This is a genomic window from Flavobacterium sp. P3_A6 (assembly GCF_056403035.1).
On record NZ_JBFUGG010000081.1, the window covers coordinates 1 to 559 of the forward strand.

The 559-nt window shown below is 69.6% G+C and carries 1 protein-coding gene; it reads right to left on the reverse strand.

Annotated features, from left to right (window positions below; genetic code table 11):
• Window positions 1–293 precede the first annotated feature (293 nt).
• The coding region (locus tag AC1DVP_RS21415) for a YdeI/OmpD-associated family protein (protein ID WP_477185490.1) at window positions 294–559 on the reverse strand (266 nt) is incomplete at its 5' end.

Consider the following 559-nt stretch of genomic DNA (forward strand, 5'->3'; position numbering starts at 1 on the left):
TTCGCGAGCAGGTCGTTCAGCCCGTCGGCCTTCTTGCCCGTCGCGCGCACTTCCTTGGCGCGGTCCTTGATGGCGGCGCGCTCGGCGGCGGAGAAGCCTTCGGTGGTCTCGGTCGTGGTGGTCATGGTGGTTCCTTCCCTGGGGAGCTGTCATCACCCTGACGTTCGCCGTCGGCACGGTGTGACAGAGACGGGCTCAGCAACCGATGCAGGTCACCACGTGGGGCCGAGGAGTCGGGCAGCGTGATGCGTCCGGCGGCGATGACATCGCCGCCGGAGGCTTTGCTCTCGGGGTCAGCCCCGCAGGGTGGCGATGGCTGTGTCGATACGCCGTCGGCGCGTCTCAGGCTTCTTGGCGCTCTCGATGGCGCGCACATGCTCGCGCTTGCGGCTGTCGGTCAGGGAGTCGTACGCGGCACGGGCGACGGGGTCGTCGTCCAGGGCTCGCGCGAAGTCCTCCGGCTCGACGACGACGCGGGGCTCGGTGTCCAGCTCCAGCTCGACCTCGACCTCCTCGCCGATCGTGACACCCGCGGCCCGTCGGTTGGCGTTGCTGAGGC